The following is an 11513-nucleotide window of genomic DNA, read 5'->3' as shown; positions in this document are numbered from 1 at the left end:
TCGCGCTCTCGGCGGTCTCCATCGTGACGGCGGTGCCGGTGAGCGTGGCGTGGGCCAGCAGACGGTTGACCGCGCCTTCGAGGTCGCGGCCGTTGGCCGTGATCGCCCGGGCCACGTAGGTCGCGACGCGCAGCGCCTCGTCGAGGGCCGTGATCTCGACCACGAGGCCGCCGCCCAGGCGCGAGCGCACGCGCTCGTCCAGCGCCTCCAGCTCGGTCGGGGGCCGGTCGGACGCCACGACGACCTGCCGGCCGGCATCGATCAGCGCGTTGATGGTGTGGCCGAATTCCGCCTGGATCGACTTGCCTTGAATGAACTGGACGTCGTCCAGGATCAGCAGATCGATGCCGCGCAGACGCTCCTTGTAGGCGAGGGCCGACTGGGTCTTCAGGGCGTTGACGAAGCCGTACATGAAGCGGTCGGCGGTCAGGTAGATCACCCGGCGGCCGGCCTCGCGGGCGGCATGGCCGATGCCGTGCAGCAGGTGGGTCTTGCCGAGGCCGACGCCGGCATGGAGGTAGAGCGGGTTGTAGAGCGCGCCCTCGCCCTGGTGCCGGGCGACCCGCTCGGCGGCGGCATGGGCCAGCGCGTTCGAGCGGCCGATCACGAAGCTCGCGAAGGTCAGCCGCGCGTCCAGCGGCGTGCCGCTGAGGTCACCGCCCGCATCGGCGGAGCGATGCTCCGACGGCGTGGCGACGGCCGCAACCGGTGTCGGCGTCCCGGTGGCGTGGAGCCGGGCCAGCGGGCCGCTGGCCGGTCCGGCCTTGGGCGCGCCGACGGCGGCCGGACGGACCGGGGCGGCCGTGCCGCGCACGCCGACTTCGATCCGGCCGATCTCCTCGGCCTCGGCCTTGAAGGTGCCGAGCACCCGGTCGAGGTAGTGTGATTCGATCCAGCTCTTGAGGAAGCGCGTCGGCACCGTCAGCCGCGCCGTCCCGGCGGTCACGCCCTCCAGTTCCAGGCGGGCGAACCAGCTGGCGAACACATCCTCGCCCAGCTCGGCGCGCAGCCGACGCTTCACCCGCGCCCAGGCGGGCCCGAAATCCATGTTGCCGCCGCTGCGGCCGCCCTCGTCGTCGCTCGCCACCGTTCCGTCGACACGCATCACTGGCTCTCCCGACGCCGCCGGCGGAAACCCGCAGGCCGCGCGTACGCACGATTTACGCCCTCAGCGTCCCGCATAATCGGGCGGGACAGACTCCGCTGGCGGAGTCAACTCCCCACCAAGGAACTTTTGCCGATTGGAAGAGCCTATCAACAATTACCTACAGTTCCTTTAACAGTGGGACTTGTGGGGACGGCCCAGATTCGCAACTGCAAGTCTTCTGCGACTCAACCGGGTCGCTGGATAGAGTCTTGGCGAATCGGAATGATTCGCTCACGTCCCGAAATCGGCGGTCTTTTCTTGAACACAGTCAGTTTTTGTTAAGCTACACGCCACCCCAAGACTCCGCAACGTGCGAAATTCTGGCCTAGGGTTAACGCTTCGCGACCCGGGCCGGACCAGGCCGGCCGGCGGCGCTCCGGAACGCGGACACGAAAAAGCCCGGCGCGAAGGCCGGGCTCGGTGTCGTCTTACGTGGTGCGGTGGCGGGATTAGGCGGCCAGCGCCTTCACCCGGGCGGCCAGGCGCGAGACCTTCCGCGAGGCGTTGTTCTTGTGAACGATGCCGTGCTGGGCAGCGCGCATCATCTCGGGTTCGGCGGCCCGCAAAGCGGTCAGCGCGTCCTGCTGGTTGCCGGCGGCGATCGCCTCCTCGACCTTGCGGACGAAGGTGCGCATGCGCGAGCGGCGCGAGCGGTTGACCGCCGTGCGCTTCTCGATCTTGCGGGTCATTTTCTTGGCCGAAGCGGTGTTGGCCATGGAGTCCTCGTTCTCTTCGTCGGGCGATGCCGACGGGCCGGCTCAGCCGGGAATCGGTCGTCGCATCAGGTTGTCAGGCGATGGCCGCGTAACGGCGCACGCAAAAGCGCGTCGTTCCGGCGAAGTGGCCTCTATAGTTAGCGCGATGCGGCGCGTCAACGCGGAAGATCCCGGAGCGAGCCGGCCGGGCCGCGCGTCCTAGATCTTGACATTTTTCCTATGTTCCTGCTTTGTTCTTGCGGCCGTAACAGGGCGGCGGGGCGGGGCCACCATGCGTGACGAATCTCAAGCGCACAGCGAAGCAATCATTCTGCGTCACGTTCTGGCTCGCCTCACCCTTGAGACGAAGCTGATGCGCCTGCAGCGGCAGCTCCAGGCCAAAAATTGGGAGACCCAGCCGCGCGCGCCAGCGGGACAGCCGAACGGCGGCGAGTGGATGCCGGCCCCCGGCGGTGGCCAGTGGGCCTCGCTCCACGGGGATCGACCCGGCGGACCGTCCCGACAGGATCCACCCGCGCTCACGGACAGCACGACGCTCGAGGATGGGACGCGCATCCTCTCGATCCGCGTACATGCCGGGCGAAAATCCTTCGATGAACGACACACCGTCACGGCGCCGGATGGCGAGAGCCGGATCTTCGAGACATCCGGCGAAACCCCGACGATTCGAGATGGCAATACGGGTGAAGTTCTGTCGCGGACCACCTTCGCGCCGACAGGTCTCGTCGCTGAACCGTTTGCTCAACCTGCCCTGGCCCCTGCCCTACCTCTGATTGCCGCCCCAATCATCGCAACCTTCGAGCTTGGGTTGCAACTCCTGACGTATCTCTCTGCCCGGGAGGACGGGTACGGCACCGCACTGGGGCTTACAACGCAAGAATATAAAACCGGGGACGATCCGCAAATGAGTATGCCAATCTGGATTGGCCGGCTCAGACAATCTCAATTGGACGAAGCTTGTCCAAGAAATGGGGAAGTGCAAGCGATCGTGGACGAGGTAACTGCGCGTGTGACAGCGCAAGGCGGATACGCAAACGCGACGCAGTTGGGTACAAAGATTCACGTCAAGATCGCGCAGATTATCAATGAAAAGAAAGACCCAAATTTTGTTGCAGAACTAATTCTAGCCGAACGGAATGCAAATCAAAATTTTATCCTATCTGGCAGTAAAAGATCCGACGTATTCGAAAGAGCTCGCATCGATACTGCATGTATCTACGATCCAAAAACCGGCCGAAGGGGATGGACCCCTCGACAAGCCGTCGACACAATCAAGGCGGCAAAACGCAAATTTCCCGAAGACGTGCGATTTATCATGATACAGGTGAGACCCAGGAAATGGCCACATTGATTCTTACACCGGCACAGCAAATCCGAGATTTGTCTGCTCCGCTGGTAGATCGAAATCAGGATGTCGTTCTAACTGGCGGCAAATTTATATGCCTTCAAAGTGTTGGTCATATCGCTAGGCAGATACGGATACATAACCGACCAAGCCGTGGATACTTCACACTCGAATGGCGACTAACGGAGTTGTATATCCGGGGGGACAAATTCGATTTCGGAGGCTATGGTCGATCGATCGGCTTGATTGGTCGATCCCGTCGGTTCAAACCCGCCGGTCAGGACGGAGTCTGGTATTGGGACGACCCGATGATCAGTGGCGATTTCGTCGAGCAAATTGAGACGGAAGTTCTGCCCCTTCTCAGATCCTTAGACTCGATCGAGAAAATCGTGACCTTCATCCTATCCCGAGAATCAAGAGGCTACAGTTTTCACAAAGATCATATCTGGATGTGTTTCACGCAGGCAGCTCTTGGCGAGTTTGCAAGTGCAAGAATTCATTGGAAGTTGATCGCTCCGAGCTTTAAAGAACAACATGAAAAGCAAACAGCAATCGATGGCGAACCGATGTCAGACTATTTTCGCAGCGGCCTCGCCGTGGGGGACGCTTTGAAAGAGCGCGATCATATGGCCTTGGCAAAGCTTCTTTGGGAGAACGAGCGCACCGAAGCAGACCGGTTCAAGCTCGGTCGCCACTGGCAGCCGACAGCGTTTCCATTTCAGAAAGCTGCCACACCCGCTACGGTCGCCGGCGGACCGGATCAACAATGATCGCCGCCTGAGGGACAGGTATCAATTCGAGCGCGTCGACGGCGGCCACAATCCGAACAGCAAAAGGATAAGCGCGATAGAGGGATCAGCAGCCAGATAGTCGCGGCAACCCGGAGTTGGCCAAAGTCTCCAGTGTCGTCCACGGACCCGCATCGACTCGCGGGGGAGGGGAAGCGCATGGAAAAGCATACAATCTTCGACGCGCTAAAAGCCTTAGGCGGCAAATAGTGCATTCCGACTTGCGAGGGATCGGCCGGATACGATCAGGGTCGATGCGAACTCTGTACAGATTGCGGCTCGAAATAGGGTGCTTCGATGACAATCACGTCGAGGCATCGAAATTCAAAGGAACAGGAGGCATTGATGGAGGACATGGTTATCTGTTGAAGATATTGGCCGCGAATCCGATGGATTAGATTTCGGCTCTGCGATAGCGCTATGTCGCAAAGCAACGGCGGCGCATAACACTTGACAGCAAACGATCACTCCGGCCAGCGCAAAGCCGCCGCCGCCGCAAGCGTCCCGACCACGGCGGCGATCAGGGTCAGCGCCGTTAGCACCGCGAGCGGCACGAGGAACGGCACCGTGCCCCCCGTCGCCGCCTGGGCGGCCGAGACGCCGAAGATCAGGCTCGGGATCATCAGCGGCAGGACCAGGACCGCGAGAATCAGCCCGCCCCGGCGGATCGAGGCCGTCAGCGCCGCCCCGACCGCGCCGATGAAGCTGAGTGCCGGGGTTCCGGCGAGCAGCGTCAGCGCGGTGGCGCCCATGGCGGTGCCGTCGAGGGCGACGAGCAGGCCGAAGAGCGGCGATGCCAGCGCCAAGGGCAGTCCCGTCGTCAGCCAGTGCGCCGTGACCTTGGCGAGCACCACGCCTTCGAGGGGCACCGGGGCGGCGGTCATCAGGTCGAGGGATCCGTCCTCCTCGTCGGCCTGGAACAAGCGATCGAGGCCGATCAGGGTCGAGAGCACCGCGGCGAGCCACAGGATGGCCGGGCCGATCCGCGACAGCAGGTTGAGATCGGGTCCGAGCGCGAACGGCACCAGGGCGACGATCATCAGGAAGAACACCAGCGACAGGGCGCCGGAGCCGCCGACGCGGCCGGCGAGCCGCAGGTCGCGGGCGATCAGCGCGAGGATGGCACGGGTCACGCCCAATCCTCCGCGGGCTCGGGCTCCGGCCCGGTCCCGGGCTCGATGCGCAACTCCGCCGCCCCGTCGAGGCCCAGCGGCTGGTGGGTGGCGGCGATCACCAGGCCGCCGCCCGCCCGGTGGGCCGCCATCAGGCCAGCGAGGAGGGCCTGCGAGCCGGTATCGAGGGCCGCGGTCGGCTCGTCCAGGAGCCAGAGCGGGCGCGCGCAGACCAGCAGCCGCGCCAGGGCCACGCGCCGCCGCTGGCCGGCCGACAGATAGCCGACCGGCAAATCGTGGGCGTGGCCGAGGCCGAGCCGGTCCAGGGCCTCCCGGGGCGACAGGCGCGGAGCGCCGAGGAGGCTCTGCGCGAAGCGCAGATTCTCGCCGGCCGACAGCGAACTCTTGAGGCCGTCGCGGTGGCCGATTGCATGGAGGCATTCGGGCAGGCTCGCCTCGCCGACCTCGGACAAGGCGATGCGCCCGGCATCGGGCCGCAGCCGGCCCGTCAGGATGGCGAGCAGGCTCGACTTGCCCGCGCCGTTCCGCCCGGTCACCGCCAGGGCGTCGCCGGGCCCGAGGGCGAAGGTCAGGCCGGAGAAGATCCGCCGGCCGGAACGGCGGCAGGCGAGATTGTCGACGCTGAGCCGCACCCGGTACCCCGCCCTCTCCCGCCGGCAGGCGGCCAGACCGATCCGCGCCGCCCCGCGGACGGGAACGGACACCCGGCGCCTCCATGCCCGATTGCGGCGCATAACGGAACCGTGCCGGGACGGGCCGGCTTTTTCACCGGTTGCGGAGGCTTTCATGAACGAGGCGGAACACCCGAGCGAGGCGGACGTCGCCGCGACGGCCGATGCGCGGGAGGGCCGGGCCCTGGTCGAGGCCCGCGTGGCCCTCTGTACCCCGGAGGAGCAGGCGGCGTTCTGGGAGGCGGTCGGGCGCTGCTTCGGCGGCGGCAAACCGCCCGACATGCAAGTCGACGCCTGATCAGCTGCCCAGGTCAGGCCCCTTTCTGAGGTCCTTTTCGTGTCAGCGCCCGCAACGCGCCCCGGAAGGTGCGCACGTCCTGCTCGGTCAAGCCCATGCGGTGGAGCATGTCGCGCATGTTGCGGGCGATGATGTCGCGCTTCTCGGGCGGGTAGAACCGGGCTCCGTCGAGGGCCGCCTCCAGGCTCCCGAACAGGGATATCAGGGCCTCGCGGCTCGCCGGCGACGACAGCAGCTCGCCCGAGAACGGCAGCACAGCCCGGCCGCTGGCCTGCCGCCAGGCGTAGCCGACCAGCAGCACCGCCTGAGCCAGGTTCAGCGACGGGAAGTCCGGCGAGACCGGGAAGGTGATGATGGCGTCGGCCAACGACACCTCGTCGTTCATCAACCCGACCCGCTCGCGGCCGAACATCACCGCGACGCGCTGCCCCTGCCGGGCGACCACCTCGCCCATCGCGTCCTCAGGCGCGAAGACCCGCTTCATCTGACCGCGCTCCCGCGCCGTGGTGGCGAGCACGTAATGCAGATCGCCGATCGCCTCGGCGACGCTGGCATGGATCGTCGCCCGGTCGAGCACGTGGGTCGCCCCCGAGGCCGCCTCGCGCACGCCCTTCTTGGGCCAGCCGTTCTTCGGGTTGACTAGGCGCAGCTCCGACAGGCCGAAATTGGCCATGGCCCGGGCGGTCATCCCGATATTCTCGGCGAGCTGCGGCTCCACCAGGATCACCACCGGGGCGATTCCGGGCGGCACCTCGGTGAGCTTGGCCGGTGCCTGGTCCTGCGGGTCTTGGGTCGTCATGCCGGCCCTCTGGCACAGCCGGCGACCGCCCGTCGAGGGCCGGGTGACGATGCCGCCCGGATGACAGCCCGCGCCTTCCGCTGCCGGAAGGGCCGCGCTATGTCGCCGGGGCGAAACGTACCCAATCGACGGTTGGGCAGGCGACCGCACGGCCCTTGCATGCCGTGCGCGGGGACAACGCGAGAAGGCATCGGTCCATGGCGAAGATCAAGGTAGCGAACCCCGTCGTTGAACTCGACGGCGACGAGATGACCCGGATCATCTGGGCCGAGATCAAGAACAAGCTCATCCATCCCTATCTCGACGTCGACCTCGAATATTACGACCTCGGCGTGGAGCACCGCGACGCCACCGGCGACAAGGTCACGGTCGATGCCGCCGAGGCGATCAAGCGCCACGGCGTCGGCGTGAAGTGCGCCACCATCACCCCCGACGAGCAGCGGGTGCAGGAATTCGGCCTCAAGGAGATGTGGCGGTCGCCCAACGGCACGATCCGCAACATCCTGGGCGGCGTGATCTTCCGCGAGCCCATCATCTGCAAGAACGTCCCGCGCCTCGTGCCCGGCTGGACCCAGCCCTTCGTGATCGGCCGCCACGCCTACGGCGACCAGTACCGCGCCACCGACTTCAAGGTGCCCGGCAAGGGGCGCCTGACCATCAAGTTCGAGGGCGACGACGGCACCGTCATCGAGAAGGAGGTGTTCAAGTTCCCGGACGCCGGCGTCGCGATGTCGATGTACAACCTGGACCAGTCGATCATCGACTTCGCCCGCGCCTCGCTGAACTACGGCCTCGCCCGCAAGTACCCGGTCTACCTGTCGACCAAGAACACCATCCTCAAGGCCTATGACGGCCGGTTCAAGGACCTGTTCCAGAAGGTCTACGAGGAGGAGTTCGAGGCCAAGTTCAAGCCGCTCGGGATCACCTACGAGCACCGCCTGATCGACGACATGGTCGCCTCGTGCCTGAAGTGGTCCGGCGGCTACGTCTGGGCGTGCAAGAACTACGACGGCGACGTGCAGTCGGACACCGCCGCGCAAGGCTTCGGCTCGCTCGGCCTGATGACCTCGGTGCTGATGACCCCGGACGGCCAGACCGTCGAGGCAGAGGCCGCCCACGGCACGGTCACGCGGCACTTCCGCGAGCACCAAAAGGGCCGCGAGACCTCGACCAACTCGATCGCCTCGATCTTCGCCTGGACCCGTGGCCTGTCGCACCGCGCCAAGCTCGACGGCAACGACGACCTCGCCAAGTTCTCGGCGACCCTCGAGAAGGTCTGCGTCGACACCGTCGAGGCCGGGCATATGACCAAGGACCTCGCGCTCCTGGTCGGACCCGATCAGAAGTGGCTCTCCACCACGGGCTTCCTCGACAAGGTCGATCAGAACCTGAAGACCGCGATGGGCGTCTGACAGGTCCATTCCTGTCGGAATCCGAACGGCGGGCGCCCCGAGGCGTCCGCCGTTCTTGTTTAAGGTCGCCGTCGGCCGCCGGAGGGCGGTACGCGGTTCGTCCGGGTCAGGCCTCAGCCTGTCCATCCCCCCCGCAGCTCTGGGCCAGCGCCCGGCCGACCTCGATCAGCAGCAGGTCGATCGCGGCTCGCATCAGCGGATCGCCGACCGAATCGATCAGGTCGCGCACCGAGAGGCACTGCGCCGCGAGGGTGTCCAGGTGGCTATCGTTCATGGCGTTGGTTCTCATCAGGCGGCCAGGTAGGCTGGCTCGGACACGAGGACGGAGCGGCTGTCGCCGTGGACCGTGCGAAGGCGCGCCAGGGTGCGGGCGTCGAAAGCGGCGGTCGCCGCCATGATGTCCTCGCCGCCGATCTGGACCGGAAGGCCCAGCGGCTGGGCGCGGAAATGCAGCTGGATGACGTGGATCATGTACAGGGTCGGCATCTGCAGCAGCAGGCCGGTGAGCCCGTGCGCCATGCCCCATTCCACGATGCCGGTGAGCAGGGCGATCGAGACCGGGTTGACCACACGGCCCCGGGCGCGGTGCGAGCGGGCGACGCCCTGCCGGGTCCATTCCCAGAGGTGCGGGCCGGCGGGACGCGCGCCCTTGCAGAGTTCCGGGTAGACGTCGGAGAGGAGGTGCGGGCGCGTGGTCGGCAGGAGGCGGCTGTAGCCGATGATGGTATCGCCCTCCATGGCCAGGAAGTGCACCGCGTGCGGCGTATCGAACTGGTCGATCTCGCGTCCGTCCGGACGGGCCAGGTCGGTCCAGCCCTTCTCCTCGACGAAGATTTGGTGCCGCAGGCGCCAAGCCTGCTCCATCGCGTCGCCGTAGCGACAGGCGTTGGCGGGGGTGACCACATGGATCATGAAACAACCTCACGTCTCGATGCCGTGAGTGTTCCGCGTTCGGGCTCGGGTGTGTACTACGTAAAACCGTAGGGTTACGTGTATCGCCCAGCGCCGATGCAACCGTGGATTTGACGCCGGATCGCGGACCCAGCGGGTGACGCGCTCAGGTGATGAGGCCGGCCCGCAACGCCTGCGCCACGGTGTGCGCCTTGTTGACCGTGTCGAGCTTCGTGCGCGCCGAGCGCAGATGATAATCGACGCCCGAGGCGGTGATGCCCATCACCATCCCGATCTCCGCGTCGGTCTTGCCTTCGGCGGCCCATTGCAGGGTCTCGCGCTCCCGCGGCGACAGGCGCACCGGCTCGCTTGCGCTGGGACGGCTGTTCATCAGGAGCAGTTGCCCGACCGCGTAGGTCGCCACCAGATTGACCGCGATGCGGTCTGCCGCCTCGATCTCGATCGCCGCGCCGGAAAAGCTGATCCCGCCCGGTTCGCCGTCGAGGGTCACGAAGGGGATCGTCAGGCCGGCCCGGATACCGAACTCCGTGGCCTCGTCCATGACGCGGCCGCCGACTGGCGTCTCGGCCTGTACGGCATTCCATTCGAACGGGACGGCGCTGGTGCAGAGCCGGCGAACCGTCGGGTCGTGCAGGGCGTAGCCCCGGGAGACGTAACGACGGGCCCATTCCTCCGGCATCGTGCTCGCGAGGACGAAGCCGCCGTGGCGCCGCGGCGGCAGCCCGGGTTCCGGCACGATGCCGGCCATCACGTAGGAAACCCCATATCCGCGGAAGGCGCCCACGAGCAGATGGGCGATCTCGTCCGGCGTCGCCGCGCGGTCGAGATCGCGTAAGAGGTTGAACGTCCTGTCCAAATGCTTCGCTTGCGGCATGCTCGCCCCGGATTTTACACGTAGCGCGACAAATCGCAGACCACCACAACCTGAGGATGGCATCTTGAACGCTTCGGCGATAGGTTGTGACCGAAATCTGTCCCGCGGCCGGGGTCGCCTCCGGCACCGATGTGCGAAGCGGATCGAGTGCGAGTTTCGTGTCCATGATCGACGATGAGACTTCTCCGACGACGCGCTCACTTCTGGAGCGCATCGCCGCCACGCTCGACGTGCCGGCGTCCTACTTCTTCCGCGTCGATTGCATGCCGGCCGATCCGTCGGGGGTCAGTGCGGCGCAGTGCGACGAGGTCACGTCGCTGTTCCGGGCCATCAAGTCACCCGCCCGCCGCGACGCCGTGATGCGGCTGCTCCGCGAGATGGCCAGCGACAGCTAGGGCGCTCTTCGACGGAGGGCAGATCTGACGGGCCGCAGCGATCGTTTGGAATCAGAGGCTCGACGTCGATCCGAGGCGATGCGCTTTCGGGCGGCTCCGGGCGGCCCTGGTTTCCGAGGGCCGGTCATCGCCCCAGAGATGCATGCGATCCAATGCGGCCGATGCCGTCGTTTTCGACCCGGCGCCTATCCGATGCTCCGATCCCCACCACCGGGCGTCGGCGGTCACCGCCGGTGTCGCCCGCGCTGCTGCGCCGCCAAGACATCGCCGCAGCGGCTGAGAAGAAGATCCGGTAGGACGGCCGTTCCGACGCTCAGGATGCCACCAACAAGGCGGCTCCGGCCACGCCGGACAGGACCAGCCGCAGGCGGCCGAGCCAGAGCGGCACGAGGCCGCGTCGGGGCAGATCCTGATCGATCAGGCCCCAGGCCAGGACGAGGACGCCGAGCACGCGCAAGTCCCAGGGGGCCGGCGCCGCCATCGCGGCCCAGGCCACCAGCGACGGCACGATCGCGACGACATAATCCCCGTTGCCGGAGTTGCGGGCTGCGGCCGCGCCCCAGCGGATGCCGCCCAGGAACGACGCGATCACCGCGCCATACGCCGACAGGATCGTCCGAGGCGACAGACCGATGCTGCTCAAGCCGCCGTCCGAGCCCGAGACTGCGAGCGCCGCGAAGCCCAGGAACGGGATGAGGCCGGCCACGCCGAGCACGAGCGCGCTCATCGGGACAGGGTTCCGGTGCGCCATCCATCCTCCGAGCCGCCGCACGGGCGGCCGCCACGCCGTATTTACGCGGGCGGGTATCGCCCGACCCGAGCGTTCACGCATCGCGTGAGACCGGTCAAGCTGGGATCAGGGCGGCAAAACACAGCAGGCGTCCGCCGGTTCTCGGACCACGCGTCCGGACCCTGAAACGCCCCACGCCGCGCCGCGGGACACACGGCTCGGGCGAGACTGTGGGTGCACGCACGGCGCGACGCGCCGGACGCGCCTCAACCCCGCGAAAGCACGCGCGGAAA

Annotated in this window: 14 protein-coding genes; 5 read left to right on the top strand and 9 right to left on the bottom strand. The window is 66.5% G+C overall.

The annotated features are described in order from the left end of the window. Both FV242_RS10535 and rpsT read right to left on the bottom strand, forming a co-directional pair. The coding region (locus tag FV242_RS10535; protein ID WP_147938883.1) for a chromosomal replication initiator protein DnaA at positions 1 to 1105 on the bottom strand (1105 nt) is incomplete at its 3' end. A gap of 491 nt (positions 1106 to 1596) precedes the next feature. After that, positions 1597 to 1863, bottom strand: a complete 267-nt coding sequence (gene rpsT, locus FV242_RS10530; protein ID WP_147856441.1) for a 30S ribosomal protein S20 — start codon at positions 1861 to 1863, stop codon at positions 1597 to 1599. Positions 1864 to 2134: 271 nt separating this feature from the next. On the opposite strand from rpsT, the gene FV242_RS10525 reads away from it, so the two are divergent. Both FV242_RS10525 and FV242_RS10520 read left to right on the top strand, forming a co-directional pair. Further along, the gene (locus FV242_RS10525; RefSeq protein ID WP_147938882.1) at positions 2135 to 3214 is read left to right on the top strand and encodes a hypothetical protein; all 1080 of its coding nucleotides are present in this window, start codon (positions 2135 to 2137) and stop codon (positions 3212 to 3214) included. Continuing rightward, complete coding sequence (locus FV242_RS10520; RefSeq protein ID WP_147938881.1) at positions 3202 to 3978, top strand: hypothetical protein; 777 nt, start codon at positions 3202 to 3204, stop codon at positions 3976 to 3978. Before FV242_RS10525 ends, FV242_RS10520 begins: the two co-directional genes overlap by 13 nt. 482 nt (positions 3979 to 4460) lie before the next feature. On the opposite strand, the gene ccmB is transcribed toward FV242_RS10520, so the two are convergent. Together ccmB and ccmA are read right to left on the bottom strand one after the other, a co-directional pair. Further along, complete coding sequence (ccmB, locus tag FV242_RS10515) at positions 4461 to 5129, bottom strand: heme exporter protein CcmB (protein ID WP_147856438.1); 669 nt, start codon at positions 5127 to 5129, stop codon at positions 4461 to 4463. Then, entirely contained in the window at positions 5126 to 5761 is a 636-nt protein-coding gene (gene ccmA / locus FV242_RS10510; RefSeq protein ID WP_147938888.1) for a heme ABC exporter ATP-binding protein CcmA, read from the bottom strand. The genes ccmB and ccmA overlap by 4 nt, the downstream gene beginning before the upstream one ends. A 154-nt stretch (positions 5762 to 5915) precedes the next feature. Here ccmA and FV242_RS10505 point away from each other — a divergent pair, with 154 nt between their 5' ends. Continuing rightward, complete coding sequence (locus FV242_RS10505) at positions 5916 to 6098, top strand: hypothetical protein (RefSeq protein ID WP_147907115.1); 183 nt, start codon at positions 5916 to 5918, stop codon at positions 6096 to 6098. A 13-nt stretch (positions 6099 to 6111) separates the two neighbouring features. Here the strand turns inward: FV242_RS10505 and FV242_RS10500 are convergent, their stop codons facing one another. Next, on the bottom strand, positions 6112 to 6897 hold the full coding sequence (locus FV242_RS10500; protein WP_147938880.1) for an RNA methyltransferase: 786 nt from the start codon (positions 6895 to 6897) through the stop codon (positions 6112 to 6114). A 197-nt stretch (positions 6898 to 7094) separates the two neighbouring features. Between FV242_RS10500 and FV242_RS10495 the strand changes: the two genes are divergently transcribed. Then, positions 7095 to 8309, top strand: a complete 1215-nt coding sequence (locus FV242_RS10495; protein ID WP_147907113.1) for an NADP-dependent isocitrate dehydrogenase — start codon at positions 7095 to 7097, stop codon at positions 8307 to 8309. Between the two features lie 106 nt (positions 8310 to 8415). Here the strand turns inward: FV242_RS10495 and FV242_RS10490 are convergent, their stop codons facing one another. From FV242_RS10490 to FV242_RS10480, 3 genes are all read right to left on the bottom strand, one after another. After that, positions 8416 to 8583 carry a hypothetical protein gene (locus tag FV242_RS10490; protein ID WP_238259382.1) on the bottom strand — a complete coding sequence of 56 codons (168 nt, stop codon included), beginning with the start codon at positions 8581 to 8583 and terminating at the stop codon, positions 8416 to 8418. A 14-nt stretch (positions 8584 to 8597) separates the two neighbouring features. Beyond that, a complete protein-coding gene (locus FV242_RS10485) occupies positions 8598 to 9221 on the bottom strand; it encodes an acyl-homoserine-lactone synthase (protein ID WP_147938879.1) in 624 nt (207 codons plus the stop codon). Positions 9222 to 9366: 145 nt separating this feature from the next. Beyond that, the gene (locus tag FV242_RS10480) at positions 9367 to 10095 is read right to left on the bottom strand and encodes an autoinducer binding domain-containing protein (RefSeq protein WP_147938878.1); all 729 of its coding nucleotides are present in this window, start codon (positions 10093 to 10095) and stop codon (positions 9367 to 9369) included. Between the two features lie 164 nt (positions 10096 to 10259). Between FV242_RS10480 and FV242_RS10475 the strand changes: the two genes are divergently transcribed. Further along, positions 10260 to 10490 carry a hypothetical protein gene (locus FV242_RS10475; protein WP_147907110.1) on the top strand — a complete coding sequence of 77 codons (231 nt, stop codon included), beginning with the start codon at positions 10260 to 10262 and terminating at the stop codon, positions 10488 to 10490. Between the two features lie 313 nt (positions 10491 to 10803). On the opposite strand, the gene FV242_RS10470 is transcribed toward FV242_RS10475, so the two are convergent. Beyond that, a complete protein-coding gene (locus FV242_RS10470; RefSeq protein ID WP_147907109.1) occupies positions 10804 to 11241 on the bottom strand; it encodes a DUF3429 domain-containing protein in 438 nt (145 codons plus the stop codon). Positions 11242 to 11513: the final 272 nt, after the last annotated feature.

The organism is Methylobacterium sp. WL64 (genome assembly GCF_008039945.1).
In the GTDB taxonomy this organism is placed as follows: Bacteria; Pseudomonadota; Alphaproteobacteria; order Rhizobiales; family Beijerinckiaceae; genus Methylobacterium.
Note: the sequence above shows the minus strand (reverse complement) of the source record. Positions and strands in the feature narration are given on the sequence as shown.